Here is a 26998-nt window from a genome sequence, read left to right as displayed (position 1 = left end):
AAAACAATGTGTTAACCTTCAATAGGCCATGACAGTCTTTGACGGGGTTGTGAGACACGGGCTCGTGAATTCACCTCGGGCGTCCAAGCCACTACTTTGTCATTGTCACAAGCAGACATACGCAGTCACTAGAAGGATTTCCGAGATGTCGAACACAGCAAAGTCACTGGTTATCGCAACCGCAGTAGCAGCCGCAGTATCTGGTGTTGCAACAACCGCCTCCGCACAAGCGAAAGAAAAGTGCTATGGCATTTCGCTGGCCGGTCAGAATGACTGTGCCGCAGGCCCCGGCACAACCTGCGCGGGCACCTCGACCGTTGATTATCAGGGCAACGCATGGACTTTGGTTGACGCAGGTACCTGCGCCTCGATCGAACTGCCCGCCGAAGCCAACGGCACACCGCGCGAAGGTTCGCTGGAGCCGCTCGAGCGCGACCTGCCCGCATAAGCGCAGGCTAAGAACAGCAAAAGGGCGGGCACCATCGCCCGCCCTTTCGTCGTGATTGAGGAAGTGAAAAATGTTGGACAATACTTATCGGTCAAATCGCCTACCCGCAGCACCGGGTGTGGGATATAAACCTCAGCATTTTTCCCAGATACTCGAACATGCAGACCCAGTGGCATGGCTGGAAATACATGCCGAGAATTACATGGGTGACGGCGGGCGTCCTCTGGCGCAGCTGCGTCACCTCTCCGAACAGTTTCCCATTTCCGTGCACGGTGTTGGCCTGTCGATCGGTGGCGAAGGTCCACTTGATCCAGACCACCTAGCGCGGTTGAAACACTTGGTTGGATGGTTGAATCCAGCCAGCTTTTCCGAGCATCTGGCCTGGTCGACACATGACAGCCATTTCCTGAATGACCTGCTGCCCCTTCCCTATACCGACAGCACATTGGCCCGCGTCTGCGAGCATATCGATCAAGTGCAGGACGTGGTTGGGCGGCAGATGCTGCTGGAAAACCCCTCCAGCTATCTTGCCTTCGAGGAAAGCACTTGGTCCGAGACCGATTTTCTGCGCGAAGTTTCGAACCGCACTGGTTGCGGCCTGCTTTTGGACGTCAACAACGTCTTCGTGTCCGCCACCAATCTCGACTATTCGCCCCAAGGGTATATCGACGCATATCCGCTTGAAAAAGTGGGTGAAATTCACCTAGGGGGCCATGACGAGGACGAGGATGATCACGGTCGCCCTCTATTGATCGACAGTCACGGCCGCGAAGTGGTCGACCCCGTTTGGGCCTTGCTGGACTACGTTTTGGAACGTTCTGGCCCCAAACCCCTGCTGGTCGAATGGGACACTGATGTTCCGGATTGGCCTGTGCTGCGGGCCGAGGCCGAACGTGCGCAGACCGCATTGGATCGGATCCCGGCATGAGTGTGAGCCAATCCAGTTTTCGCTCTGCCCTGTTGGATGCCACTCAACCGGTGCCGCAGGGATTGCTGGACGCTCAAGCGCAGCCGGCAGGACGACGCTTTAGCGTCTATCGCAACAATGTCGCGGTCTCTCTGACCGAGGCCATGCATCAGGCGTTTCCTGTGATCACCAAGTTGCTTGGCACGCAGAACATGGATGGGCTGGCCGGGATTTTCTTGCGCCAACACCCACCGACCTCGCCTTTGATGATGTTCTATGGCGAAGAGTTTCCAAGTTTTCTAGCTGGCATGCAGCAGCTATCGCATCTGGGGTACCTGCCGGACGTCGCGCGTCTGGAACTGGCCCTCAGGCGGTCCTATCACGCAGCAGATGCGCAGCCGATCCCTGCTGAGGCGCTTGCTATAGATCCCGAAGATCTGATGCGTGCCAAATTGGGCCTCGCACCTTCACTAGAGGTGCTGATATCGGATTGGCCGGTTCATGCGATCTGGGCGTTCAACACACAGCCCGACGCTCCGAAACCCCAGGCCGGAGGTCAGGATATCCTGATCACCCGGCTCGATTACGACCCTCAACCCCACGTCTTGCCCCCTGGTGGAGCAGACTGGATCAACCGCCTGCAAGATGGGCAAACCATCGGCCAAGCCTATGAGGCGACCGCCGCCGAAACCTCCGAGTTCGACCTTGGAACCACACTCGCCCTTCTGCTTCAGGGCGAAGCTATAACTTCTGTGACTCTCGAAAGGCTGGAGACATGATTGCCCTGATCTCATCCTACAACAACGCTGTCGAAACGGTGGATGCCAAATCCGGTTGGCTGACCCCAACCCTGGCACGGCTGGTCTTTATCGCCGTCCTTCTCGTGTATTACTGGAACTCGGCTTCGCTGAAGATTGACGGCTCGATCTTCTCGGCCTCCGCCGGTGCCTTTGGCCAGATCTTCCCGAAGGCAGCCGAAGCGGTTTTGTATGACGTCACGCAAATGACCTTTTTCCAGCGCGTCGTGATTTTCTTTGGCACGGTTGCAGAGTTCGTTCTGCCTGCTTTGCTGTTGGTCGGCTTGCTCACCCGCTTTGCCGCCTTGGCGATGATCGGTTTTGTCTGGGTTCAAACCCTGGTCGATGTCACCGGCCACGGCGTTACACTGGGCAGCTTGTTCAATTCCGCGCCTGACCTGATGGATCAGCGTGTGATGTGGACGTTCCTGTTCCTTGTGATCTTTATCAATGGCGCAGGTCCGCTGTCGCTGGACCGTCTGTTGCGTCTGAAGTGATCTAGAAATGTGCCTTGGGCTGATCCGGTTTTCCCGCGGCCAGCCCAAGGACGCCTGCCACTCCGGCAAACACAATCGGGAACATGGTGAAAGCGCCAAAACCAAAGGCGTAGTACATGCCCGCAGCTGAAATCAGCAAAAACACACCCGCAACCAAAGCCCTCGCATGCGCCATTGCACCACCCGCGATGGCCAAAAGCGGAGCCAGAATCGACATGGTCTGCACCAATCCCGGGTTGTCGACCTGCTCTGCAAGGCCTTCGATTTCTCCGAACTGATTGATCAGCGCGACAAAACCATATCCAAAGAAACCGACTATCATTCCGATCAGGCCAGCGACGATACCCAAGATCATGGCGGCGTTGCGCATTTATCATTCTCCAAACTGGTCGGGTTCAGATAAGAAGCCGATTAAGCGATGCCAAGACCTTTACGGGTTTCTTCAGTCCACCCCAAGAAAAGTGCGCCCTCGTTCTCGATCAAAGGCCGTTTCATCAAAGTGGGATGATCAACCAAAAGCTCCAGCGGTGGTCTTGCGCGTTGTGTTTCGTCCAAGTCGCGCCATGTGGTCGATCGGGTATTGAGCAAAGCCTTGCCGAAAGTTTCAAACGCTTGCGAAAGGACCGATTTCGGCACACCCTCTGCCCTGACGTCAAAAAACTCGGCATTTGGAAGAGATTTCAGTGCCTTACGACAAGTATCGCAAGTCTTTAGTCCATAAAGGCGCATATTTAGAGAGTTCCTGTTTTTGATGCAAAAATGGGCAAAAACGCCAACTGATCCCGGTTATTCTTGATTTTTTGCTTTACCGTGCAATGTTGAAAAAGGTGAAACACGCAATCCGGGCCGTATCGTTTGGGCGAAACAGTGTTGTATTGCGATCGCGCCAACCACTGCCCCGCCAATTTAGGGGATGACGTGAAAGTAGAAGGAGACACGGGAAATGCCAACCGGCACCGTGAAATGGTTTAATACCACTAAAGGCTACGGGTTTATCGCCCCCGATGAAGGCGGCAAAGACGTGTTTGTGCATATCTCAGCCGTTGAACGTTCCGGTCTGACCGGGCTCGCTGATAATCAAAAGGTCTCGTACGAGTTGCAGGACGGACGCGACGGTCGTCAGATGGCGGCTGATTTGAAGCCATTGTAATCGGTTCCACCCGTAAACCGGGTGAGATTTATTCAGGTTGACGGCCAATTAGCGGCCGTTAACCACACAACAAGACCTATCCCCGCGCAGGATTGTCCTGTTCGTGGGCAAACCAGTGTTCGCCCATGGCCACGATGCAGGACGTGCCGGTGGCGTAGGTCACAACCATGGTCCAATCGCCAGTTTCGCTGGTCCAGACCTCCATCATTTGCTCCGGGCCACGCATGCCAGAGGCGGTCTGCTGCGCCCGGAAATGACGTTCCAGCTTGTCATGCATGCGCTCGGTCGGTTCGCAGATCACCTCAGCGATCGGTGATTTCGCCTGCGCCGTACCTGCCAGTAGCAAAGCAAGGCCAATTCCGTTCATCGATTGTCTCAGTATCATGAAACCAATGTAACGGTTTCATGACGCCTTGTATAGACAACTGATATGCGAATTCAGCCTTCGCGTATCACATCCTGAAACTCACGCCATTCCCGCGCCGTCAGGCCTGATGTCTCTTGCGTCACATCCTCGCCGGCCAGCATACGGCGCAGGCAAGTGACCATCTGGGCCGACAGACTCACCGCACCCAATCGGTAATCTTCGAACGCGCGATAGGCAAAGGGCACCCAGTCCGACACGATTTTGCACATGGCATCCGCATAGACACGGATCTCGTATTGCGCATGTGGATCGGCGCGCAGGCGCAGGAAGTGGAACAGGTTGTGCAAATCAACCTTCCAATACCATTGGGTATAGATATTGGCGGGCAGGTTCATCCGCGCGAGTTCACGGGCCAGACCCTGCTGGCCGTCCTGATCAATCATCGCCTCGTAATTGTCGTAACAGCGCGCGCTGTCGGCCTTGAGGATTTCCAGCACGCGCGCGGCCTCTTCCCCTTGCAGCGCTTCGCCCCGGCCCTGGTTGTTGATCTCGGATTGTGCCGCCACATGTTCGGGGGCCGGGATATAGAATTCGCGGTCCAGGATCGAATAGCGGGCCGAGTATTCGTTCACATTCGCGGTCCGATGGCGGATCCACTGGCGGGCAACAAAGACGGGCAGTTTGACGTGCAATTTGATCTCGCACATCTCGAACGGGGTCGAGTGCCAATGGCGCATCAGATAGCGAATTAGCCCTTCATCATTCTGTACCGATTTGGTGCCCTTGCCATAGGACACCCGAGCGGCCTGACAAATGGCAGCGTCATCCCCCATATAGTCGATCACGCGAACAAAGCCGTGGTCCAGCACTTGATGCGCCGTGTAGAGATGATCCTCCATGCCCTCGGCCACGACACGGCGCGTCGGTTGCGACTGCGCTCGTTGTGCCTCGATTTCGGCCTGCTGGTCGGCGGACAAAGGCATGAAACTCTCCTTTTCAACAATGAGTCGCTGGCCACTATATCTCGACATCGTGACCACAGGAACCGCGAGATGTGGGTCGACGTCAGGTTTTCGCACTTCTTCGCACCCTGCCCCCTCGACAGTCATGGGCTGCGCGCTAAGGTGCAGGTCATCTAATGTATCGAAAGGAAGCCACGATGGCGCTGACATATCTGCACACCATGGTCCGCGTGAAGGATCTGGAGAAATCAATGGCCTTCTATGAATTGCTGGGTCTCAAGGAAATTCGTCGGCATGACAGCGAAGCGGGACGCTTTTCGCTGATCTTCATGGCACCTCCGGGTCAGGAAGACGCACCGATTGAATTGACCCATAATTGGGATGGCGATGATGAATTGCCCAGCGACAGCCGCCATTTCGGCCACCTCGCCTATGGCGTCGACAACATCTACGAGATGTGCCAGCACCTGCAGGATAATGGTGTCACCATCAACCGCCCACCGCGCGATGGCCGTATGGCTTTTGTCCGCTCACCTGACAATATCTCGGTCGAGCTGCTGCAAAACGGTGATGCGCTGGAACCGGCGGAACCCTGGGCCAGTATGGAAAGCACCGGCCACTGGTAATCCCATCTGATCTGAAGGGCTGGCCGCGTTGGCCAGCTTTTTCATTGGCGCGTTTGTGAGGTCAGTAGATATAGCGGATCTGGTCCGTCCAATATCTCTCCACCCGGCGCAACGAGCTGGTGATATCCTCGATCCCTTCAGCGCCCAGCACACCCCGTCCCTGCAGGCCTTCGGCGTGACGGGCGAACAGTTCTGAAACGATATCACGGATCTCTCGCCCGCGCGGGGTAAGCCGGACTCGGACGGATCTGCGGTCAATTTCGCAGCGCTGGTGGTGCATATAGCCCATTTCGACCAGTTTCTTGAGATTGTAGCTCACGTTGCTGCCCTGATAGTAACCACGGCTCTTCAATTCACCGGCGGTGACTTCATGGTCGCCAATGTTGAACAGCAACAAGGCCTGAACCGCGTTGATCTCAAGCACGCCGACCCGCTCGAACTCATCCTTAATGACGTCCAGCAGCAGCCGGTGCAAACGCTCAACCAAGGCCAGCGCTTCCAGATAGCTGTTCATAAAGCCCTTACTGCCCGGTGTGGAAACCTGCATTTCCATACTCATACGATCCTCCGATTCACTCGCGCCGTTTAAGACAGGATGACGCGAATTCCCGAAAAATCGGTTAAGCCGTATTTTGTGTTATTTTTGAAACGTTTGCGCGATGTCAGAAATCAGATCGGCCAAAGCCTGCGGCGGGGCGGCCTGCCCTGTCACCCATTGGTACAGATCCTGATCATTCTCAAGCAGCAACTGATCATATAAATCCAACGCAGCGTCATCCATGGCCGCCAAATTGCGATCCGCATACGCGGCCAGGATCAAATCCATCTCTTTGATACCGCGCCGCATCGAGCGCATTTGCATACGCTTGATCCGGTTCTCTCGGGTCTCACTCATGCGCTGCGTTCCAGCGTTCTGCGCAACGCCTTTTCGACCCGAGCCAGTTTTTCCGAACTGGCCCGCATCTCGCCCCGGATCGCGCGGATTTCGGCCAAAAGCGGAGCCAATTCGGTGTCCAGCGGCTCCTCTTCCAGCGGAGACTCAGTCCCCTCGCCCTCGCCAGTCAGCAGCCAACGGATCGAGACATTCAACATGCCCGCCATCATCGACAATTTGTTGGCGCGCGGTTCAGACAAATCGTCTTCCCAGTTGACGATTGTGGCCTTTTTCACCCCCAGACGACGCGCCAACTGAACCTGCGTCATTCCGGCAGCTTCGCGCGCACCTGCGACCCGATCCCCAAAGGTTGCGGCCTCGGGTCCGAACCAATCCGTTTCTTCATTCATACGCGCCCATGGCTCCTGTGCTCTATCGGCTTGATCGTCTTTGGGCGGCACCCTATGACAGTCCCGATCAACATACAAACCGAGGCCCGACATGAGTTTTCTGTCTGCGACACTGTCACGCGTCAAACCTTCGCCGACCATCGCAATGACGGCGAAGGCCGCCGAATTGAAAGCCGCTGGCCGTGACATCATCGGGCTGAGCGCGGGCGAACCCGATTTCGACACGCCGCAGAACATCAAGGACGCTGCAGTGGCAGCGATTGCAGCGGGCAAGACCAAATACACCGCCCCCGATGGTATCCCCGAGCTGAAACAGGCGGTTTGCGCCAAAATGAAGCGCGATCACGGGCTGGACTATACTCCGGCGCAGATTTCGGTGGGCACGGGTGGCAAGCAGACGCTCTATAATGCGTTCATGGCAACACTGAACGACGGGGACGAGGTAATCATCCCTGCCCCCTATTGGGTCAGCTATCCCGACATGGTTCTTCTGGCCGGGGGCACCCCGGTTGTTGTCGAAACCTCGCTGGAGAACAGTTTCAAATTAACGCCAGACCAGTTAGAGGCCGCGATCACGCCCAAAACAAAGTGGTTCATCTTCAACTCACCCTCAAACCCGACAGGCGCAGGTTACAACCGGGACGAATTGAAGGCCCTGACGGATGTTCTGTTGCGCCACCCTCATGTCTGGGTGATGACAGATGACATGTACGAACATCTGGCCTATGGCGATTTCGACTTCTGCACCCCTGCCGAAGTTGAACCGCAGCTTTATGATCGAACGCTGACCTGCAACGGGGTGTCCAAAGCCTATGCCATGACCGGTTGGCGGATTGGCTATGCGGCCGGTCCGGTCGAGTTGATTGCGGCCATGCGCAAGGTCCAGTCACAATCCACATCGAACCCGTCTTCGATCAGCCAATGGGCCGCCGTTGAGGCATTGAACGGAACGCAGGACTTCCTGGCACCCAATAGTGCGTTGTTCAAACGCCGCCGGGATCTTGTTGTTGAGCGTCTCAATCAGATCGACGGCATCACGTGTCCCACGCCTGAGGGCGCGTTTTATGTCTATCCGTCCATCGCCGGGCTGATCGGAAAAACCTCGGCTGCGGGAACGTTGATCGACTCGGACGAGGCCTTTGCCACCGCGTTGCTCGAAGAGTCTGATGTGGCTGTCGTCTTTGGCGCGGCCTTTGGCTTGTCTCCCAACTTTCGCGTCAGCTATGCGACTTCGGATGCTGCATTGACCGAGGCTTGCGACCGTATTGAGCGGTTCTGCGCGGGCCTCACCTGATCGGAGGACGGCATGTCCACTGAATTGCCCGAGTATTACTTCCGTGTCCGCGAGAACGGTGCCGCCGTGTTCAAGGTGGACACGGCAAACCGGCATCAGCGGATCGAGATGACGCAGATCGCTGTGCTGAACATTCGCAACGGCGAGGTCAAACCACATGGTCAGCAGGTTTTGACCGAGGCCGACAAAGCAGAGATTGATCGCTGGATGGACGCGCGCAAAGCCGTGCTGGCGCAGCGCGATATGGATGATATCCACCGGGCCGTCGACCATCTGAACCTGACCACTCAATGGGCACAATCCAAGGCCACGGAGGCTCAGTTGGAAGACGTCACCGACCGGTTGCTCATGGCGATGCACGATCTGCGCACGGTTTTGGTGCGCAAAAAGGCGGATCGGCTGTCCGGAAAATAGTGGCTAGGTCGCCGGAAGTGCGATTGCACGCACTGCATGCAACCAGAACCGCCCCATCAACAAGACGGCAGCACAGGCCAATCCCAGCACCAGCCCCAGCCAGACGCCGATACCATTCATGCCTTGAACAAAGCCAAAATAGTAGGACGCGGGCAGCCCAATGACCCAATAGCTGAGCGCCGCCATGACCATCGGTGCTTTGGCATCCTGCAAGCCACGTAGCAATCCAAGCGCGATGACCTGAGCGCCATCCACCAGTTGAAACAACGCAGCCATCGCCAAAAGGCCCGTCCCGATCATCAGAATCTCGGGCCGCTGCGGATCACCGGATTTCATGAACAGTGAAATCAGCGGCTCGGCACAGGTCAGGAACAAGATGATCGTTGCCAGCGACATGATCAGAGACATGACCGTGACGGTGACCGCGCCTTTTTCAAGATGTGCCCGGTCCTGACGCCCCAATGCATTGCCTGCGCGGATCGTGGCCACGTTCGACAAGCCCAGATGCACCATGAAGGTGGCCGACGCGAGATTGAGCGCGATGCCATGGGCTGCCAGCGGCACCGGCCCAAGCCAGCCCATCATCACGGCTGACGCTGCAAAAAGCGAAACCTCGGCCAAAGTGGTCAGACCGATGGGCACGCCCAAACGCAGCACGCTCATGAACATGTCCCAATCCGGTCGCCAAAACCTTTGGAACAGGCTGTGCTCCGGCAGTACCTGCACCGCATAGATCACCACGCAGAGCAAAGACACGATCTGAGTGACAACCGACGCGATGGCGGCACCCCGTACCCCAAGCTCGGGCGCGCCCCAATTGCCGAAGATCAGCGCATAGTTGGTCAAACCGTTGACCACCGCCGCCACAACGGTGATCCACAATACGATCTGGGTCCGCTCCAACGCCGCCAGATAGGATTTCATGACCATGACCAACAGCGCAGGAAACAAGCCCCAGCCAGCAATGCGCAGGTATTCTGACGCAGTTTCAGCCACTTGCGGCTCTTGCTTGATGGCGATCAGAACCGGGTAGGACCACCACAGCAAAGGCATCATGATCACGGAATAGATCAGCGACAGCCACAACCCCATGCGGGTAGACCGGCGAATGCGCGTCTGATCTTCTTCGGCGGCAGCGGTGGCAACCATCGGCATGACCGCCCAGCCAAACCCGGCACCAAACAGGAACAGAACAAAGAAATAGCTGCTGGCCAATGTCACCGCCGCCAGCGCTTCGACCCCGTACCATCCCAGCATGACGGTATCGGTCAGACCAATGGCAAACTGCGCCAGATGGCCGCCGATCAGCGGCAGCCCCAGCACAGTAATGGCCCGTACATGGCCGCGATATGTCATCCCGTTTTGCATTCCGCCAGCCTTAGTCCTGACCGATGGATCGGGCAAGAGCCAGCGCGTGAAATTTCAAAACGAGACCAGGTGAAACAGCGCCCTATTTGGGTTCGGAAGCGGCAGAGCTATCCGACTCGGGGTGCAGCGACGCCCCAAGAATATGGTCTGACTGCCGGATCACATGATGCGCCTGCCCCACGATCAAAGGGTCTGGCTCACCCACCAGATCATGATCCTTGTCCGGGTATTCCAGCGTCGACAGGAAATGGCGCATACAGTTCAGTCGGGCGCGCTTTTTGTCATTGGATTTCACTATGGTCCAAGGCGCATCGGCGGTATCCGTATAGAAAAACATCGCCTCTTTTGCCTCGGTATAGTCTTCCCACTTGTCCAGGCTTGCCTTGTCGATGGGCGACAGCTTCCACTGTTTCAGCGGGTCCGTCTCACGGCTTTTGAACCGGCGCTGCTGTTCGTCCTGCGTGACCGAAAACCAGTATTTGTAAAGCTGAATGCCCGAGCGCACCAGCATCCGTTCCAGATCCGGCGTTTGGCGCATGAACTCAAGGTATTCGTTGGCCGAACAAAAGCCCATTACCCGTTCAACACCCGCGCGGTTGTACCAGGACCGGTCATAAAAGACCATTTCACCAACCGTTGGCAGCTCTTGCACGTAGCGTTGGTAATACCATTGGCCCTTTTCTTCCCAAGTGGGTTTGTTCAGGGCCACAACGCGGGCCTGACGCGGGTTCAGATGTTCCATGAAACGTTTGATCGTCCCGCCCTTGCCCGCGGCGTCCCGGCCTTCGAACAGCAACACAAACCGCTGACCTGTATCCTGCGCCCACAATTGCACCTTCAACAATTCCGCCTGCAGTTTCGCTTTTTGCTTTTCATAGGCCGATCGGGCCATTTTGCGGCCATAGGGGTATTCACCGCTTTCGAAGGCATGCCGGATGTTCTCGACGCTCGGCGCGGTGGCGTTTGCGGGGTTTGGCGCGGAATTCACGCGTTCAAGGTCTGGGGTAAACTGTACTGTCGCGGCCATTCACACTCTCCTGTTTTCATTGTTCTGCTGGCCAGCTAGCAGATTTTCCAATACCCCGCGTTGATTGGAATCAAGTTGACTTGGCCAAGTGGGTGGAAAATTCTGCCCCCTACATCCAAGCCGCATCAAAGGCGTTTCATGAAGACCGCGTTTCGTGACCTGAACGGCCAACCCTTCTGTATCAGAAGCTGGGGCGACCCTAGCCTGCCACCCTTGTTGATGTTGCACGGGTTTCCTGAATTCGGCGCAGCCTGGGGCGATCTCGCTCCGTTTCTGTCCGATCAGTTTCACTGCATTGCCCCCGATCAGCGTGGCTTTGGCCAAAGCTGGGCGCCAGAGGGATCTCAGAACTACGCCCTGCAAGCGCTTGTTTCTGATATGGTTTCTTTGATCGATCAAATCGGCGCACCTGTTAAGGTGTTGGGCCACGACTGGGGCGCAGCCGTTGCCTATGGTTTGGCCATGTTCCAGCCTCAGCTTGTCGACCGTCTGATCATCGCCAACGGCGTCCATCCTGTACCGTTCCAACGCGCTTTGGCGGCCGGAGGTGCACAATCTGAAGCCTCGCAATATATCCATCTGTTGCGGTCTGACGCAGCCGTCAGCCATCTGTCAGCCAACAATTTTGCCAAGCTCGAAAAATTTTTTCGTCACGGTATGGGGCAAGATTGGTTGTCGGACCAAGCGATGACAGCCTACCGTACCGAATGGGCCCGTCCGGGGCGATTGCAGGCCATGCTGAACTGGTATCGAGCCTCGCCCCTTGTGATTGCAGAGCCCGGACAGCCGTGCACAGATGTGCCGGAACTGCCCTTGGACCGTTTGCGCGTCACCTGCCCTCATCTGTTGATCTGGGGCGCAGACGACGTTGCCCTTTTGCCAGAAGCAACCGAAAACCTTGAAGATTTCGCACCGCGATTGACCCGCATCTCCATCGCGGATGCCGATCACTGGCTGCACCATCAACAGCCCGAGACCGTGGCGCAAGCCATTCTGGATTGGGTACAAGACACCTGAACATTGGCCGGTGTTTAGCGATGTCCCCAATCGTCAGGATTGTCCGAGTTGTTGGGCGACAGACCCAGCACATCCCCTTTGGTCGAGCATCCCAGCCCAAGTACCGTCCGGTTGGCATAGCAGAAATACGCGCAGACCTGATTGATCTCGAGGATTTCACCGTCATCCCACTCTGCCGCGCGCAGAGCCTCGACATCGGCTTCGACCATCTCCCCGGGCGTCTCGGTCAACTTGCGCGCATAGATCATCGCCGCAACTTGCGCCGCATCCAAAGGTGCGCTCGCCAGATCCCGCGCCTCAATCGCCGCCCGGATCGCATCGCCGCGCGCCGCATCCCCAAGCAAACGCTGCAACCCTGCAAAATGATGCTCGACACAATAGCAGCAGCTGTTCAACGAACTGACCCAGACCCCCAGTGTTTCCAAAAACCATTTTGGAATCGTATTGCCCGAGTGATGCAGCACCGCCTTATACATCGCCATATGGCCTTCCATCGAATGCGGCCGCAAGGAATGCGCCATCATGATGTTGTCCACATTACCACCGGGCCCGGTCACCCGGTCATAGAGCTTTTTCAGTTTGCCCGTGGCGCTCTCAAACGGCACCGTTTTGATCCAGCTCATACGCGGTATTCCTCTTCCTGCTCGTCGTTGGTGCCAACCTAAAAGCGAATTCTGAGGAAAGCGAGGCCGGTGACAGGTTTGGAGTGCAAAAATGAACCGCTTCGCAACCATGATCTGAAAACCGCTGGGCTATGAGATCGCATTGGTCGATAAAGGCGTAACTCCTATTTCCAAGTGACCTTTAGATTTCGACCATGCCCTTTTTCCTTCTGATTTTCCTGCTGTCCATCAGCGCGACTGCCATCGCCATCGTGATCCCTTCGTTTTCTGTTTGGCTTTTGCTGTCAGTACCATGCGCCATATCCAGCGCCTTATTGCTTGCACGCAAATGGCTGCGACACCCCAAGAATTGGGCGGTTATCGACGGCTCGAATGTAATGCATTGGAAGGACGGAGAGCCGAGCCTCGACACAGTTCGCGATGTCGTGGACGCCCTAAAACAGGCAGGTCTGACGCCGGGCGTCGTGTTTGACGCAAATGTCGGATACAAAGTGTCCGATAGATACATGCGTGACACTGCGCTGGCCCTGCACTTGGGTTTGCCCAAAAACCGCGTCATGGTCGCGCCCAAAGGCGTGCCTGCGGACCCTTATGTGCTTCAGGTCGCCAAGGACTATGACGCGACAATCGTGACAAACGACCGCTTCCGCGATTGGGCCGAGGACTATGCCGATGTCATGAAAGCCAAAGACCCGGTGCGCGGCGGATACAAAAACGGCAAACTTTGGCTGTCGTTAGACAGAACAGCAGCAGTGGGAAAACGGTAATCCGCCACAAGGCAGAAAGGATCGCGCGGGTTTTCGTCCGGGTAATCCGCCACAACACCTCGCGGCCCTCTTCCCCCGAACCACATCACCTGCCATAATGGGCAAAACTCAAAAGCAAGAGCAGCCCCGATGCCAGACGATCTGTTGACGCCCAGTACCACCGCCACCTATGACGCCTCGTCCATCGAGGTGCTGGAAGGGCTGGAACCGGTCCGCAAACGCCCCGGCATGTATATCGGTGGCACGGATGAGCGCGCGCTGCATCACATGGTGGCCGAAATCCTCGACAACTCGATGGACGAAGCGGTCGCGGGCCATGCCAACCGGATTGAGGTCGAACTGCACGATGACTACGCCCTCACCGTGCGCGACAACGGGCGCGGTATTCCGATCGATCCGCATCCGAAATTCCCAGATAAATCCGCGTTGGAGGTGATCCTCTGCACCCTGCACGCAGGCGGCAAGTTCTCTGGCAAGGCCTATCAGACCTCGGGCGGTCTGCATGGTGTTGGGGCCTCGGTTGTGAACGCTCTGTCGGATTCGATGGTCGTGCAGGTGGCGCGGGACAAACAGCTGTTCGAACAACGGTTTTCGCGCGGCATCCCGCTGGGTCCAGTTGAAAAAGTTGGCGCAGCCCCGAACCGGCGCGGCACCACTGTGACCTTCCACGCCGACCCGGATATCTTCGGCCATCACCGGTTCAAACCGGCGCGGCTGTTCAAGTCCATCCGCTCCAAAGCCTATCTGTTCTCGGGCGTTGAAATCCGTTGGAAATCCGCCATCGACGACGGAGAAACCCCGACAGAGGCGACGTTTCACTTCCCCGGCGGGTTGTCCGACTACCTCAAGGAAACGATGAACGGCTCGTCCACCTATGCCGAGCAGCCTTTTGCCGGTACCGTGGACTTTCAGGAGAAATTCAATACTCCCGGCAAGGTCGAATGGGCGATCAACTGGACTCCCTCGCGCGACGGGTTCATCCAATCCTATTGTAACACCGTCCCCACCCCCGAAGGCGGCACCCACGTGGCGGGGTTCTGGGCCGCGATCCTCAAAGGGATCAAGGCCTATGGTGAGCTGATCAACAATAAGAAAGCGAGCCAGATCACCCGCGATGACCTGATCACCGGCGGCTGCGCTCTGGTCAGCTGTTTCATCCGCGAGCCCGAATTTGTCGGCCAGACCAAAGACCGGCTGGCCACGGTCGAGGCGCAGCGGATGGTCGAAAACGCCGTGCGCGACCATTTCGACAACTGGCTGGCGGCCGACACGAAATCCGCAGGCGCCATCCTTGACTTCCTCATCCTGAGGGCCGAGGAGCGCTTGCGCAGGCGGGCCGAGAAAGAAACACAACGCAAATCCGCCACTAAGAAACTTCGTCTTCCCGGCAAGTTGGTGGACTGTAGTAGTTCAACACGGGACGGCACGGAATTATTCATTGTCGAGGGCGACTCGGCAGGCGGGTCGGCCAAGATGGGGCGCGACCGCAAGACCCAGGCGCTGTTACCCCTGCGCGGCAAAATCCTGAACGTACTGGGCGCGGCCAGCTCGAAACTGGGCACCAATGCCGAGATCAATGACCTGACGCAGGCCCTGGGTGTGGGGCTTGGCACCAAGTTCAACGTCGATGACCTGCGCTATGACAAGATCATCATCATGACCGACGCGGATGTGGACGGGGCGCATATCGCCTCGCTGCTGATGACGTTCTTCTTCACCCAGATGCGTCCGATGATTGACGCTGGCCACCTGTACCTCGCTTGCCCGCCTTTGTATCGCCTGACCCAAGGCGCCAAACGCGTCTATTGTCTGGATGAGGCCGAGCGGGATGCATGGCTTGAGAAAGGTCTGGGCGGCAAAGGCAAGATCGACGTTTCCCGCTTCAAGGGTCTGGGTGAAATGGACGCCAAGGACCTGAAAGAAACCACGATGGACCCGGCATCCCGCAAACTGATCCGCGTCACGATTGACGAGGACGAACCCGGCGAAACCGGCGATCTGGTCGAGCGCCTGATGGGCAAGAAACCCGAACTGCGGTTCCAGTATATTCAGGAGAACGCGCGGTTTGTGGAGGAGTTGGATGTTTGAGGAAGATCTTTGAAATCCGTCTAGGCCCTGAAAGACCGGAAAGGTATAAATCTGAAGCACGCGCAATCGGACGCGTCATAAAAGCTTTCAGTATTTGCTGGATAGCCGTGGTCATTTTGATCGTGTTCTTCCCAGGTTTTCTACCAAGTTCAAAACTGCGTTTTTCTGGATACTTATATTTGATCGCATGGTGGCCATTAGCTGGAGTGTTCTATTTGGTACAAAAGAAATTGTATCAGAGTGCTCCTACTGAAGGGAACCACGATGGAACCGGCATCCCGGAAACTGATCCGTGTCACGATTGATGAGGACGAACCCGGCGAAACCGGCGATCTGGTCGAGCGCCTGATGGGCAAGAAACCCGAGCTGCGATTCCAGTACATTCAAGAGAACGCGCGGTTTGTGGAGGAGTTGGATGTTTGAAGGGTTTGCCCCTTGAACCACCATATTTAGTACCTAGATAACACGCACCCACACAAGTGTGGGAGAAAGGAGCGCCCTTTGTTTGGACGCTTTTTTGTTTCTCCCTGACTTGAAGCGGTAGGTTCGCCGACTTGCCGGAGTGCCCAAACGGGACAACGGGTAAGGAATAAATTGACGCCTTGGTGCGGCGAAACCGAGGTCTGCAAATTAGGCGATAACCGCCCTGATGGACCGGCTCAAACCCGGCAACCTGATGTGGAGGTAGGGTTCGCCTTCCCGCAGATAAGTTCTGAGGCGTCTCGTCTGGGCGCTCGTGTGACGGAACTGGAGTCCTTTGGCGGAGCCGAGGGGTGGCTCGCGGTTAGATCATCTGAAAGAGACGAGACGCCGCGCCCATTCAGGTGGAGTTTCGGCACGTAATCTTGCGACGCGATACACAACCCTCGCGCCCGGCCCGAGGGTGGGTGCGGAACGCGCCCGCCCTGGGGGGCGGGTCGGGCGCGTGCTTGATGCTTTGCATCAAGCATTGTTGGGACCGTACGGGACATCTCCACAAGCGTGGTTGAAACCCTGGTCAGGGGGTTTTCTCACCTAACCACTCCGCAATCTGCCCCGCAGGCCCCTCCCACCCCGGCTCCATGAACAGAAAATGCGCGTGGCCTTCGGCGGGCAGAAACGTCGCGCGGTCTCCGTAGAGCTTCGCCAGCGCGCGGCAGGTGTTGGGGTTCACCGCCCGGTCCTCGGTGCCGGAAACGATCAGCACCGGGCAGTCGACCTTGTCTATATCGACCTTCATCGCGTGGTGGTCGTCAAACATCCAAAAGAACATCTCGAACATCACCCGCCCGCTTTCGGGGCCAAGCTGGTCGAAGACCGCGTGCTGCTGCGCCTCGGGCAGTTTGTTCAGCGCAAAGGGGGCCATCAGGTCGAACTCGACCCGCATGGGCTGTTTCCAGAACGCCCCGCCCTCCATCAACGCGCGCGGCACGGCGCGTTCGTCGTCGGTTTCGGGCAAGGTCCCCCAGGCCGCGTTCGGGTTGATCAAGACTATCGCGCTCGCCAGACCGCGAGACGCCACCTGCTGCGCCACCACACCCGCAATGGCATGGCCCAGCAGCACCGGTTTGCTGTCCAGCCCCTGCACGAATTCCGCAATATCGTTGGCATAGTCCATCACGCTGGTGTCGGTCAGGCCCGGATCAGGCTCGGCCTTGGGATCACCGCCATGAAAGCGCAGCGCGGGCGTGTGCACCGTCCAGCCGCGCGCCCGGAAAAAGCCTGCGTAATCCTCCATGCACCAAGGGCCCGCAAAGGCCCCGTGGATCAGAACAATCTCTTTGGTCATGCAAATCTCCCTCACCTGCGTGCAGAGTGCAGGATGAGGAAGGGTGCGCGCAAGAGGTTAGAGCGCTGCCTTGAAGAGCGCGGTCAGATTGTCCTCGGTCAGCTCAATCGGGTTGCCGCCGCAAGACGGGTCAATGATCGCGCCTTTGACCAGTTCGGGGATCGCGCCCTCAGTCACGCCCAGATCAGACAGTGTGCGGGGAATGCCCAGCGCGTCGTTGAACTCCTGCACAAAGGCGCGGAACCCGTCAAAGCCGCCCTCTATCCCCAGATAGGCGGCGGCCTGCTGGAACCGGTCGGCAATGGCTGGCGCGTTGAAGTCCAGCACCGCAGGCATGCAGACCGCATTGGTCGTGCCGTGATGGGTGTTGAACACTGCGCCGATGGGGTGGCTCATTGCATGGATCGCGCCCAGACCCTTTTGGAAGGCGGTTGCCCCCATGGCCGCCGCGCTCATCATCTGGGCGCGGGCCTCGATATCGGTGCCATCGGCATAGGCGCGCGGCAGGTAGTCTTTGACCAACCGCATTCCTTCCAGCGCGATGCCCTGAGACATGGGGTGGTAATGCGGACTGCTGAACGCCTCGACACAATGGGCGAAGGCATCGAGCCCCGTGCCTGCGGTGATGAATTTGGGCATCCCCACGGTCAATTCCGGGTCGCAGATCACGACCGAGGGCAGCACCTTGGGGTGAAAGATGATCTTTTTGGCATGGGTCTGGGAATTGGTGATGACGCTTGCGCGACCGACTTCCGAGCCGGTCCCGGCAGTGGTCGGCACCGCAATAATCGGTGCAATGGCGTCGGCATCGGCACGGGTCCACCAATCGCCAATGTCTTCGAAATCCCAGACAGGGCGTGTCTGACCGGCCATGAAAGCCACCATCTTGCCCAGATCAAGGCCCGAGCCACCGCCAAAGGCAATCACCCCATCGTGGCCTCCGGCCTTATAGGCAGTCACCCCCGCATCCAGGTTCTGCTCATTGGGGTTCGGGTCCACATCGCTGAACAGGCCGCGCCCCAGACCGGCGGCCTCCAGAATGTCCAGCGTCGCCGCAGTGATCGGCAGATCGGCCAGCCCTTTGTCCGTGACCAGCAGCGGGCGCTTGATCCCGGCTGCGGCGCAGGCCTCGGGCAATTCCTTGATACGTCCCGCACCGAATTTGATCGCGGTCGGATAGGACCAGTTTCCAACAAGGCTCATGATGTGACTTTCTTCAGATGGTAGGATTTGGGGCGGGTCAGGTTGTGATAGCCGATCACCGACAGGCCACCGCCCCGCCCGGTATTTTTGCACCCGGTCCAGCACAGGCCCGGATCCAGATAGTCGGCGCGGTTCATGAACACGGTTCCGGTCTGGATTCGATCGCCCACCCGCGCCGCGCGGTCCACATCGCGTGTCCAGAGGCTGGCCGTCAGGCCAAACTCGCTGTCATTCATCAATTCAACGGCTTCAGCGTCGGATGAGACTTTCATGATCCCGACCACCGGGCCAAAACTTTCATCCCGCATCACCCGCATGTCATGGGTCACGTTGGTCATGATCTGCGGCGTCAGATAAGCCCCGCCATCATCCTCTGGGAACGTCTCGATATGCGCCACGGCACCATCGGCGACCGCTTCGGCAATCTGTGCGCGCACTTCGTCAGCAAAGCGCACATTGGCCATTGGCCCTATCGTCGTCTCGGGGTCCAAAGGGTTGCCCAGCTTGTATCCCTGCACGATCTCGACAGCGCGAGCGAGGAACGCGTCGAATAGGCTTTCGTGCACGTAGATCCGTTCGATGCCGCAACAGCACTGACCTGAATTGAACATTGCGCCGTCTATCAGCGTCTCAACGGCTGCTTCCAGATCAGCGTCCTCCATGACATAGCCCGGATCCTTGCCGCCCAGCTCGGTCCCAACACCGGTAAAGGTCCCGGCAGCGGCGCGCTCCATCGCCTGCCCGCCACCGACAGAGCCGGTGAAGTTTACGAAATCAAACGCCCGTCCAGCGATCAGATCGCTGGTCACGTCATGGCTCAGAAATACGTGCTGGAACACATCCTCGGGCACCCCGGCGGCATGGAATGCCTGCGCCATCCGTTCGCCTACCAACAGCGTCTGCGTTGCGTGTTTCAGCACCACAGCATTGCCTGCAATCAGGGCCGGGGCCACCGTGTTGATCGCGGTCATGTAAGGATAATTCCAGGGCGCCACCACAAACACCACCCCATGCGGTATGCGTTTGATGTAGCGCCGGAACGTCTCATCCTCACCCACCGAAATATCCGCCAACGCCCGCTCGGCGATTTCGGCCACATAGCTGGCCCGCTCATTGAACCCGCCAAACTCACCACCATAGCGCACGGGCCGCCCCATCATCTGGGCCAGTTCCGGTACGATTTCATCATTCATCGCGCCCACTTCGGCGACGCCTGCCATGACAAGATCGACGCGTTCCTGTAAAGGCCGCGCTGCCCAATCCGCCTGCGCCGCTCGTGCGCGCCCGGCCGCTGCAAACGCCGCATCACGCGTCAGAACCTCGCGCTCGGCAAAAACCGATCCATCGATCGGTGAGATACACCTCAGTATTTGAGCCATCTCAACCTCTTGAATACGCGCAGGGACTACCCCGCTTCATCTTTTCCAAAAAACTCTCGCCGAAGGCACCGGGCGCGCAGCGACCGGACCAGCGAGGTTACGCACGCTCAAACCCGCGAGCAATTTCCCAATCGGTCACAACGCGCGCAAACTCTTCGATCTCGACCTCAGCCGCACGCGCATAGTGGTCGACCACATCATCTCCCATCGCTGCCCGCAGCATCGCAGACCCGTGCAACGCATCCCGTGCCGCACCCAGATTGCCCGGGATCATGCCGGTGTCGCCCTGATAAACATCGCCAGTCGCGGCAGGTTGCAGCTCCAGACCCTCCTCAATCCCGGCAATTCCGGCAGCCAGCATGCCCGCCATAGCCAGATAGGGGTTCATGTCCGAGCCCGGGATCCGGCACTCCACCCGCACCGCCTTGGTGCCATCGCCGCACAGACGGAACCCTGCGGTGCGATTGTCCACCGACCAGATGATCCGCGTCGGCGCAAAGGTTCCCTTCATGAAGCGTTTGTAGCTGTTGATGTAGGGCGCCATGAAATACGTATAGTCCGGCGCATATTTCAGCAGCCCTGCCATATAGCTTTTCATCAGCACCGACATGCCCAGCGCGTCGGATTTATCGTAAAACGCGGGCTGCCCGTCAGCCCAGAGCGACTGGTGCACATGGGAGGAACTGCCCACTTTGTCGTGATGCCATTTTGGCAGGAAAGTCGCCGCATGACCGTGCTGCCAGGCGATCTCTTTCACTGCGTTCTTGGCAATCGAGTGGTATTCGGCCGTCTCCATCGCAGGCGCGTATTTGATGTTGAGCTCTTCTTGCCCGGTCTCAGCCTCCCCCTTGGAGTTCTCAACCGGTATGCCCGCATCCCACAGATGATTGCGGATCGGGCGCATCACATGTTCTTCCTTGGTGGTCTGCAGGATGTGATAATCCTCGTTATAGCCCGAGATCGGTGCCAGATCGCGGAAGCCGTCCTTGCGGATCTCGTCAAAGCTCTTCTCGAACAGGAAAAACTCCAGCTCGGTGGCGCACATTGCGTCATAGCCCATCGCCTTCAACCGCTTGACCTGTTTCTTCAGGATCGAGCGTGGGGCGTGGGGCACATCCTGATGTGTATGGTGATCCAGCACATCGCACATCACCATCGCGGTCCCTTCCAGCCACGGCACCGGGCGCAGGGTGCTGAGGTCGGGCTTCATGACATAATCGCCATAGCCCCGTTCCCAACTGGTTGCGGCATAGCCATCGGGTGTGCCCATCTCAAGATCCGTGGCAAGCAGGTAGTTGCAGCAATGGGTTTCCTGCCACGCACCGGCCACGAAATGACCCGCGTGAAAGCGTTTGCCCATCAACCGGCCCTGCATGTCGACCATGCAGACCAGCACAGTGTCGATGTCCCCGGCAGAAACCAGCGCCTTGAGATCGTCCAGTGTCATATCACCCTCATTCCCTTGTGGTCAGGGCAGGCGCAGCCGCCTGCCCCGCTTGTCCTAGCCGTAACGGTAAGGCCGCCCGGCCTTGAGCATTTCGGCATTATAGCGCTTGAAGATGTCAACGACCTTGGCCTTGGTCTCGGACTCCGCCGCTATTTCATCCCAGAACTTCACAGCCGCCTCTTCGACGGTTGCCCATTCTTCATCCGGAATGGTGGTCAGCTGCATCTTGGTGCCGTTGACCCGCAGGTTGGCCTCGCCGCCCCAATACCACCACTGGCGGTAATAATGCGACTGATCACAGCACACTTTGAACAGAGTCTGCAAATCTTCAGGCAACTCATTCCAACGGTCCATATTGGCAAAGAAGTGCCCTGCCCAGGCGCCCGAGATGTTGTTGGTCAGGAAATAGTTGGTCACGTCAGCCCAACCGACGGTGTAATCCTCGGTAATACCTGACCAGGCGATGCCGTCCAGCTCACCGGTCTGCACTGCGACCTCGATGTCTTCCCAAGGCAGGGTGACCGGTACAACGCCGAACTGCGACAGGAACCGGCCCGCCGTCGGGAAGGTAAAGACACGCTTGCCTTTCATATCCTCCAGCGAGTTGATCGGATCCTTGGTGGCAAAATGGCACGGATCCCAGGCCCCGGCGCTGATATGTTTGACGCCGACCTTCGAGTATTCCTCATCCCAGATCTCGTTCAGGCCCCACTGGTTGAACAGCACCGGCACGTCCAGCGAATAGCGCGAGGCAAAGGGGAAATAGCCGCCGAACACGGTGACCTCGGTGGGTGACGCCATCGAGTCATCATCCGATTGCACCGCATCGATTGTGCCGCGCTGCATGGCGCGGAACAGCTCACCCGTTGGGACCAGCTGATCGGCATAGAACAGCTCGATCTGCATCCGGTCACCGGCGATCTTGTTGAACATCTCAATCGCCGGGTCGATCACATGCGCGGCCAGTGCGGGGCCCGCATAGGTCTGCATGCGCCAGGTGATCGCGCTTTGCGCCAGCGCCGGCGCGGCCAGTGGTGCTGCGGCAACGCCCACCCCGGCGGTTTTCAGAAACTTACGTCTTGTTGTCATGTCAATTTCCTCTCTGTTGAAGTTTCACGTGCCCGTTCGCGGGGCCTTCTTCGTTAATTTCCATAGACATAGCCGGGCAGCCACAGGGCCAGATTTGGGAAAACCATGATGATGACCAGCGCCAGGACCATCACGCCGACAAAGGGAATGATCGAGCGGTAGATATCCTTCAAACCAATCTCGGGCGGGGCCATCGCGCGCATCAGGAACAGGTTATAGCCGAAGGGCGGCGTCATATAGGCGATCTGGGTGGTGATCGTATAGAGCACCCCGTACCAGATCAGGTCGAACCCCAGAATGTCCACAAGCGGCACATAAAGCGGGGCCACGATGACCAGCATCGCGGTGTCATCCAGAAACGTGCCCATCACGATAAAGCTGAGCTGCATCAGGATCAGGATCAGCCAGGGCGACAGGCCCAATTGCTCGGTGAACAGGTTGTCGATGGCTCTGACCGCGCCCAGCCCGTCAAACACCGCGCCAAAACCCAGCGCCGCCAGGATGATCCACATGAACATGCAGGAAATCGCCAGCGTCTGTTTGGTGCAGGTCTCGAATATCTTCCACGTCATCCGACGTTTGACGACCGAGACAAAGAGTGCCGTCAGCGCCCCGATGGCCGAGCTTTCCACCAGCGAAGTCCAACCGTTTACAAAGGGCACCATCATCGCGGCGAAGATGATCAGGGGCAGCGCCCCGGCCCCCAGCAGCCGGATCTTTTCGGCCCGCGGCACCTCATGCGCGTCTTCCATTGCGGGGCCCAGATGTGGCTGAAGGCGGCAACGAATCCAGATATAGAGGATGAACATTCCTGCCATCATCAGGCCCGGCACAATCCCGGCCAACCAAAGCTGCCCCACCGGCTGCCGCGCGATCATTGCATAAAGCACCAGCACCACCGAAGGTGGCACCAGAATCCCCAGGCTGGACCCCGCCTGGATCACGCCTGTCACCATCGTTTTGTCATAGCCGCGCCGCAGCAGTTCGGGCAGAGCGATGGTGGCCCCGATGGCCATACCCGCGACGCTGAGGCCATTCATGGCCGAGACCAGCACCATCAACCCAATCGTGCCAATGGCCAGCCCGCCATTCACCGGCCCCATCCACACATGGAACATGCGATAGAGATCGTCCGCCAATCGGCTTTCGGACAGCACATAGCCCATGAAGATGAACATCGGCAGAGTCAGCAGCGGGTACCATTTCATCAGCTTCATCGCCGCAGAAAAGGTAATGTCCTGCCCGCCCGTGCCCCACAGGGCCAGCGCAGCAATGGTTGCCACCGCGCCGATGGCCCCGAATACGCGCTGACCAGTGAACAGCATCAGCATCATCGAGGCGAACATGAAAATGGCGATATAGTCCTGGCTCATGCCCGCCGCACCCCGATCTCCTGCCCGTTGATCCGGGCTATGTCTTTGAAGAATTCCGACACCGCTTGCAGCAGCATCAGGAAAAAGCCCAGCACCATGATCGCCTTGATCGGCCAGATATAGGGGCGCCACGCGGTCGAAGACCGTTCCAGCCGCCCGATCTCTTCACTGCCGGTCAGCAACCCGGTGAAATAGGCAACCGGCTCAGTGCCCCAATAGCCAAGACTATAAGCGGTTGAGCCCAGCCCGCCGTAAAACAGCACGCCCAGATAAAGGATCAGCAGCAGCACGGTGAAGGCGTCGAACCAGGCTTTCCGGCGCGGGCTCCAGTTGTGATAAAACAGATCCATCCGCACGTTCGAACCCAGCTGGATCGAATATGGCCCGCCCATGATGTAATAGGTCACCATCGCGAATTGAGCCATTTCCAACGTCCAGAGCGAGGGCAGAAAGAAGGTTTTCGAGATCGACGACCACAGCAGGATGCCCATCATCACAAAGAGGCCCCACATCATCACACGTCCGATCCGGTAGTTCACCGCATCAACGACGCGCACATATGCCGCCATCGCCTTGATCACGAAGCGTCCTCCGCGTTCAGGGCAGTCAGCGTGGTCTTGATCCATGGAACCAGGCAATCAGCTGCGGCTTGTTGTTGCGTTGGTGTTTGGATCAGGTCGTTGCGGATCTCGATCATCACATTCAACAGCCCGTTGCGCAGGCCCTGCACATCCAGCGTGTGCGCGACACCATCTGCCGCTGAATAAGGCTCATTCAGCCGCGTAACATAGGGAAGCTTCGCAGGCGCGTGTGCGATCATCGCCGCTGCGAACCGGCTATCGGCACCATGCAACAAGCCCAGTTCAACCTGTCGCTTCTGGCCTTTGAAAACAGGTGTGAAACTGTGGACGGTCACCATCAACTGCAACGACGTTCGGTTCCGCTTAACTTCATCGGATAACGTCTTGGAAAAAGGCAGGTAAACCTGTTCAACGCGCTCGACCCTGTCGACGGATGACATCGCTGCGTTCACCGGCACGTCAACATCTTCGCTGCGCGCGGGCATTGCGTCAACGGCCTCAGGCGGGCGATTGCAATCATAGACCAGGCGAGACACGCCACCAAAAACCAGGCTAGCCGACATCTGACGCGCCATATTCCGGGCCACCGGCAAAGCGCCCGGGTCCCAGGCAATATGGCTGCGCAATGCTTCTGCCCCCACGCCCATGTCGCCCAAAAACTCAGGCACCCGGTTCGAAGCGTGTTCACACACAACGATTACCGAGGGCGCTTCGCCGCTCTGCTCGGCAAAGACGACCGGGCCAAATCCGGGTTTGGTGTGATGTGATTCCAACTGCGCCATGGGAAAAATCTCTACATCCGCAGTTCACCTGTCAATAATTTTCCTGTACAAAAACTTGCAACCCAAGTCATGATGTTAAAAATTGTACAGAACACGACGTTCGCTGAAGGAGAGACACTCGTGCGGGTAACAGAAACACTGATGGCCCACCGCGAAGAGATGACGCCGTCTGAACGTCAATTGGTCAGTGTTTTGCTGGATGACTATCCTATGGCAGGGCTGGGCAGCATCACCGAGCTGGCCAGTGTCGCCTCTGTCTCGACAACGACAGTGGCGCGCATGCTGCAAAAGACCGGTTTTGGCGGCTATCCGCAGTTTCAGGCCGCTGTACGCGCCGAGGTGAAAGAGATGATCTCGGGCCCGGAAGACAAGCGTGACGTCTGGCAAAACGATCTGCCGGAAGAGCATATTCTGAACCGGTATTCGCAGCAGGCCCTGGAAAACCAGAAACGGACCATTGACGAGATCGATCCTGACGAATTCGACAACCTCTGTCGCATGCTGTGCGATCCTGATCGCCGCATCTTCATCACCGGCGGACGTATCACCGGGGCGCTGGCGCGCTACCTCTACCTGCACTTACAAATGATCCGCCCGGACGTGAAGATGCTGTCGGACGCGGTGTCCTGGACGCATGATCTGCTGGAAGTGCGTGATGGGGATGTTTTGGTGGCCCTGGATGTGAGGCGTTACGAGAATACGACCTTGCTGATCGGCCAACTCTGTCACGAACGCGGCGCCGAAGTTGTTCTGCTGACGGACCAATGGCGCTCGCCCATTCATCGGTTGGCGAAACATACCTTTGCGGCCCGCATCGCGGTGCCTTCGGCGTGGGATTCGATGTCGGCGCTTATCGTCCTGTTGGAATGCGTGATTGCCGAGATGCAGGAACGGCTTTGGGACAGTGTGAAAGACCGGACCGATGCGCTGGAACAGGCCTTTGATCGCACGCGATTGTTCCGAAAATTCGGCCAAAGTTCAGGGTCTTAAATCCTTCACAACTTACAACACTGCGTGAGCACGGTTGCCAGCGCCGGGATAGATCGTAAACTCCGGCCCATGAGCTTTATTACTGACAACCAATTGCCCCTGCTGATCCTGTTTTTCCTGATCGGACTGGTGGGTACTGGCTTTCTGTTTCGCAAACCAGCTGGGCATCGAGCCTGGAAGCTGGCTGACCTGGTCTGGGTCGTGCTGGGCGGAATCGGTGCATTGGTTGCCGTTCTGGCGGGGCTTTACACCTCGGACAGTTCCAGGCTGGATCGGCAGATTGACGTGGCCTACGCCGCTACTTTGGCATTCGACCGCGACGCGGCGCGGTTCCGCTTGCGATTTTGCGACCCAGCCTATGACCCGGACACCGGAATTTTATGCGAAAAGGTCGAGTTTTTGTCGGCATCGACCGCCAGCAACTCGGAACTGCCTTTGTTCATCGAGGTTACAAATGAAGTCGCCCCGTTGCAGGGTCTGCACTTTTTGTTTGGCGGAAGCTCAAAAGATGACATGGAAGAGGCGCGTGACATGGCCGCCAAGGTCGACGCGTTCAGCATCGACCAGTTTCTGGTCTTCACCTCGCTTGACGAGGAAACACAGGTGGCAATCGACAATATGCGGCGCAAAGTGCCCGCAATTGCAGGAGATTACCTGATCCTCGCCCAAAGTTATGACGACCTGATCGAACAGGTTGGCAAGCTCAAGGATGAATGGGAATACCTCCAGGCCAATGCGCATATTCTGGTG

At 57.8% G+C, this 26998-nt stretch carries 30 protein-coding genes and 1 pseudogene; 13 read left to right on the top strand and 18 right to left on the bottom strand.

The annotated features are described in order from the left end of the window. Positions 1–145: 145 nt before the first annotated feature. The 4 genes from GOX45_RS03975 (at position 146) to GOX45_RS03960 (ending at position 2649) form a co-directional block, all read left to right on the top strand. The gene (locus GOX45_RS03975) at positions 146–448 is read left to right on the top strand and encodes a DUF2282 domain-containing protein (RefSeq protein ID WP_171098257.1); all 303 of its coding nucleotides are present in this window, start codon (positions 146–148) and stop codon (positions 446–448) included. Between the two features lie 70 nt (positions 449–518). Further along, a complete protein-coding gene (locus GOX45_RS03970) occupies positions 519–1376 on the top strand; it encodes a DUF692 family multinuclear iron-containing protein (protein ID WP_171098256.1) in 858 nt (285 codons plus the stop codon). Further along, complete coding sequence (locus GOX45_RS03965; RefSeq protein ID WP_171098254.1) at positions 1373–2134, top strand: DNA-binding domain-containing protein; 762 nt, start codon at positions 1373–1375, stop codon at positions 2132–2134. The genes GOX45_RS03970 and GOX45_RS03965 overlap by 4 nt, the downstream gene beginning before the upstream one ends. Then, positions 2131–2649: a DoxX family membrane protein gene (locus GOX45_RS03960; RefSeq protein WP_171098252.1), complete on the top strand. Its 519-nt coding sequence runs from the start codon at positions 2131–2133 to the stop codon at positions 2647–2649. Before GOX45_RS03965 ends, GOX45_RS03960 begins: the two co-directional genes overlap by 4 nt. A 1-nt stretch (position 2650) precedes the next feature. Here GOX45_RS03960 and GOX45_RS03955 read toward each other — a convergent pair whose 3' ends face one another. Further along, entirely contained in the window at positions 2651–3019 is a 369-nt protein-coding gene (locus GOX45_RS03955) for a hypothetical protein (RefSeq protein ID WP_171098250.1), read from the bottom strand. A 41-nt stretch (positions 3020–3060) separates the two neighbouring features. Next, complete coding sequence (locus GOX45_RS03950; RefSeq protein ID WP_171098248.1) at positions 3061–3378, bottom strand: ArsC/Spx/MgsR family protein; 318 nt, start codon at positions 3376–3378, stop codon at positions 3061–3063. A 214-nt stretch (positions 3379–3592) separates the two neighbouring features. Here GOX45_RS03950 and GOX45_RS03945 point away from each other — a divergent pair, with 214 nt between their 5' ends. Next, positions 3593–3799 carry a cold-shock protein gene (locus GOX45_RS03945; RefSeq protein WP_008758035.1) on the top strand — a complete coding sequence of 69 codons (207 nt, stop codon included), beginning with the start codon at positions 3593–3595 and terminating at the stop codon, positions 3797–3799. A 76-nt stretch (positions 3800–3875) separates the two neighbouring features. Here the strand turns inward: GOX45_RS03945 and GOX45_RS03940 are convergent, their stop codons facing one another. Continuing rightward, positions 3876–4166, bottom strand: a complete 291-nt coding sequence (locus GOX45_RS03940) for a hypothetical protein (protein ID WP_171098246.1) — start codon at positions 4164–4166, stop codon at positions 3876–3878. A gap of 71 nt (positions 4167–4237) precedes the next feature. Further along, positions 4238–5149 (bottom strand): FAD-dependent thymidylate synthase, encoded by a 912-nt coding sequence (thyX, locus tag GOX45_RS03935; protein ID WP_171098244.1) that lies wholly within the window; start codon positions 5147–5149, stop codon positions 4238–4240. Between the two features lie 176 nt (positions 5150–5325). On the opposite strand from thyX, the gene GOX45_RS03930 reads away from it, so the two are divergent. Continuing rightward, positions 5326–5754 (top strand): VOC family protein, encoded by a 429-nt coding sequence (locus tag GOX45_RS03930; protein WP_171098242.1) that lies wholly within the window; start codon positions 5326–5328, stop codon positions 5752–5754. Positions 5755–5815: 61 nt separating this feature from the next. Here GOX45_RS03930 and GOX45_RS03925 read toward each other — a convergent pair whose 3' ends face one another. The 3 genes from GOX45_RS03925 to GOX45_RS03915 form a co-directional block, all read right to left on the bottom strand. Then, entirely contained in the window at positions 5816–6313 is a 498-nt protein-coding gene (locus GOX45_RS03925) for a MarR family winged helix-turn-helix transcriptional regulator (protein WP_171098240.1), read from the bottom strand. Between the two features lie 78 nt (positions 6314–6391). Beyond that, positions 6392–6649 (bottom strand): succinate dehydrogenase assembly factor 2, encoded by a 258-nt coding sequence (locus GOX45_RS03920; RefSeq protein ID WP_171098238.1) that lies wholly within the window; start codon positions 6647–6649, stop codon positions 6392–6394. Next, positions 6646–7038, bottom strand: coding sequence for a helix-turn-helix domain-containing protein (locus GOX45_RS03915; protein WP_171098236.1), 393 nt, complete (start codon positions 7036–7038; stop codon positions 6646–6648). The genes GOX45_RS03920 and GOX45_RS03915 overlap by 4 nt, the downstream gene beginning before the upstream one ends. Positions 7039–7129: 91 nt before the next feature. Here GOX45_RS03915 and GOX45_RS03910 point away from each other — a divergent pair, with 91 nt between their 5' ends. Together GOX45_RS03910 and GOX45_RS03905 are read left to right on the top strand one after the other, a co-directional pair. Further along, positions 7130–8332, top strand: a complete 1203-nt coding sequence (locus GOX45_RS03910) for a pyridoxal phosphate-dependent aminotransferase (RefSeq protein WP_171098234.1) — start codon at positions 7130–7132, stop codon at positions 8330–8332. A 12-nt stretch (positions 8333–8344) separates the two neighbouring features. Next, positions 8345–8746 carry a hypothetical protein gene (locus GOX45_RS03905; RefSeq protein ID WP_171098232.1) on the top strand — a complete coding sequence of 134 codons (402 nt, stop codon included), beginning with the start codon at positions 8345–8347 and terminating at the stop codon, positions 8744–8746. Between the two features lie 3 nt (positions 8747–8749). Here GOX45_RS03905 and GOX45_RS03900 read toward each other — a convergent pair whose 3' ends face one another. Both GOX45_RS03900 and ppk2 read right to left on the bottom strand, forming a co-directional pair. After that, on the bottom strand, positions 8750–10114 hold the full coding sequence (locus GOX45_RS03900) for an MATE family efflux transporter (RefSeq protein ID WP_171098230.1): 1365 nt from the start codon (positions 10112–10114) through the stop codon (positions 8750–8752). 82 nt (positions 10115–10196) lie between these two features. Next, positions 10197–11141, bottom strand: a complete 945-nt coding sequence (ppk2, locus tag GOX45_RS03895) for a polyphosphate kinase 2 (protein ID WP_171098229.1) — start codon at positions 11139–11141, stop codon at positions 10197–10199. Between the two features lie 138 nt (positions 11142–11279). Here ppk2 and GOX45_RS03890 point away from each other — a divergent pair, with 138 nt between their 5' ends. After that, on the top strand, positions 11280–12158 hold the full coding sequence (locus GOX45_RS03890; RefSeq protein ID WP_171098227.1) for an alpha/beta fold hydrolase: 879 nt from the start codon (positions 11280–11282) through the stop codon (positions 12156–12158). 14 nt (positions 12159–12172) lie between these two features. Here GOX45_RS03890 and GOX45_RS03885 read toward each other — a convergent pair whose 3' ends face one another. After that, the gene (locus GOX45_RS03885; protein ID WP_171098225.1) at positions 12173–12781 is read right to left on the bottom strand and encodes a carboxymuconolactone decarboxylase family protein; all 609 of its coding nucleotides are present in this window, start codon (positions 12779–12781) and stop codon (positions 12173–12175) included. Between the two features lie 194 nt (positions 12782–12975). Here GOX45_RS03885 and GOX45_RS03880 point away from each other — a divergent pair, with 194 nt between their 5' ends. From GOX45_RS03880 to GOX45_RS03870, 3 genes and pseudogenes are all read left to right on the top strand, one after another. Next, a complete protein-coding gene (locus GOX45_RS03880; protein ID WP_171098223.1) occupies positions 12976–13548 on the top strand; it encodes a hypothetical protein in 573 nt (190 codons plus the stop codon). 129 nt (positions 13549–13677) lie between these two features. Further along, on the top strand, positions 13678–15636 hold the full coding sequence (parE, locus tag GOX45_RS03875; RefSeq protein WP_171098221.1) for a DNA topoisomerase IV subunit B: 1959 nt from the start codon (positions 13678–13680) through the stop codon (positions 15634–15636). A 249-nt stretch (positions 15637–15885) separates the two neighbouring features. After that, positions 15886–16059, top strand: a pseudogene (locus GOX45_RS03870) (hypothetical protein); the annotation flags it as partial. A 574-nt stretch (positions 16060–16633) separates the two neighbouring features. On the opposite strand, the gene GOX45_RS03865 reads toward GOX45_RS03870, so the two are convergent. From GOX45_RS03865 to GOX45_RS03830, 8 genes are all read right to left on the bottom strand, one after another. Then, positions 16634–17404, bottom strand: coding sequence for an alpha/beta hydrolase (locus tag GOX45_RS03865; RefSeq protein WP_171098220.1), 771 nt, complete (start codon positions 17402–17404; stop codon positions 16634–16636). A gap of 57 nt (positions 17405–17461) precedes the next feature. Next, positions 17462–18607: an iron-containing alcohol dehydrogenase gene (locus GOX45_RS03860; protein ID WP_171098218.1), complete on the bottom strand. Its 1146-nt coding sequence runs from the start codon at positions 18605–18607 to the stop codon at positions 17462–17464. Beyond that, entirely contained in the window at positions 18604–19986 is a 1383-nt protein-coding gene (locus tag GOX45_RS03855) for an aldehyde dehydrogenase family protein (protein WP_171098216.1), read from the bottom strand. The genes GOX45_RS03860 and GOX45_RS03855 overlap by 4 nt, the downstream gene beginning before the upstream one ends. Before the next feature lie 97 nt (positions 19987–20083). After that, a complete protein-coding gene (locus GOX45_RS03850) occupies positions 20084–21433 on the bottom strand; it encodes a glutamine synthetase family protein (RefSeq protein WP_171098214.1) in 1350 nt (449 codons plus the stop codon). A 54-nt stretch (positions 21434–21487) separates the two neighbouring features. Continuing rightward, on the bottom strand, positions 21488–22522 hold the full coding sequence (locus GOX45_RS03845) for a TRAP transporter substrate-binding protein (protein WP_171098212.1): 1035 nt from the start codon (positions 22520–22522) through the stop codon (positions 21488–21490). A gap of 53 nt (positions 22523–22575) precedes the next feature. After that, the gene (locus GOX45_RS03840) at positions 22576–23895 is read right to left on the bottom strand and encodes a TRAP transporter large permease subunit (RefSeq protein WP_171098210.1); all 1320 of its coding nucleotides are present in this window, start codon (positions 23893–23895) and stop codon (positions 22576–22578) included. After that, positions 23892–24464, bottom strand: a complete 573-nt coding sequence (locus GOX45_RS03835) for a TRAP transporter small permease subunit (protein ID WP_171099227.1) — start codon at positions 24462–24464, stop codon at positions 23892–23894. The genes GOX45_RS03840 and GOX45_RS03835 overlap by 4 nt, the downstream gene beginning before the upstream one ends. Before the next feature lie 8 nt (positions 24465–24472). Next, positions 24473–25258 (bottom strand): N-formylglutamate amidohydrolase, encoded by a 786-nt coding sequence (locus GOX45_RS03830; RefSeq protein ID WP_171098208.1) that lies wholly within the window; start codon positions 25256–25258, stop codon positions 24473–24475. Between the two features lie 120 nt (positions 25259–25378). Between GOX45_RS03830 and GOX45_RS03825 the strand changes: the two genes are divergently transcribed. Then, on the top strand, positions 25379–26248 hold the full coding sequence (locus tag GOX45_RS03825) for a MurR/RpiR family transcriptional regulator (protein ID WP_371808493.1): 870 nt from the start codon (positions 25379–25381) through the stop codon (positions 26246–26248). Positions 26249–26998 lie beyond the last annotated feature (750 nt).

This window comes from Ruegeria sp. HKCCD7255 (genome assembly GCF_013031565.1).
Classification (GTDB): domain Bacteria; phylum Pseudomonadota; class Alphaproteobacteria; order Rhodobacterales; family Rhodobacteraceae; genus Ruegeria.
This window is presented reverse-complemented; position numbering and strand designations above follow the sequence as displayed.